This window comes from Pantoea sp. ANP04 (genome assembly GCF_041982285.1).
GTDB classification, from domain to species: domain Bacteria; phylum Pseudomonadota; class Gammaproteobacteria; order Enterobacterales; family Enterobacteriaceae; genus Pantoea; species Pantoea eucalypti.
On record NZ_JAUTYS010000155.1, the window covers coordinates 1 to 537 of the forward strand.

Below are 537 nucleotides of genomic sequence, written 5' to 3' on the forward strand. Positions count from 1 at the left end.
CAATCAGGTCATTGAGGGTGGTCACGCCGCTGAGGCCGACGTTGGTGGCATCGGCTGCAGGTGCCGGGTGTTCAAGGCCCTGGACCAGGATCTTCACCAAGTCCTCAACATAGACAAAGTCGCGGGTTTGGCCACCATCACCGAACACGGTGATGGGGCGTGCGCTCTTGGCCCGTTCGCTGAAGATGCTGATCACGCCGGAGTACGGCGACGATGGGTCCTGGCGCGGCCCGAAGATATTGAAGAAGCGCAGGATGACCGGCTCCAGGCCATGCTGGCGGCGGTAGAAATCCAGGTAGTACTCGCTGGCGAGCTTGTCCGCCGCATAGGGCGTGAGGGGAGACTTGGGCGTGTCTTCGTTGATCGGAGTGCCCTCCCCGTTATTGCCATAGACCGCAGCACTGGACGCAAACACCACTCGACGGATGCCGGCGGCGACCATGGCCTCGCACACCCGCAGCGTGCCGATGAAGTTGCTCTGGTGGGTGCGCACCGGGTCCTCGACCGAGGCCTGGACCGAAGCGACAGCCGCCAAGT

1 protein-coding gene is annotated in these 537 nt (G+C 63.3%); it reads right to left on the minus strand.

The annotated features are described in order from the left end of the window. Nucleotides 1-537: NAD-dependent epimerase/dehydratase family protein (locus Q7C21_RS22855; protein ID WP_375151218.1), on the minus strand; the 537-nt coding region annotated here is incomplete at both ends.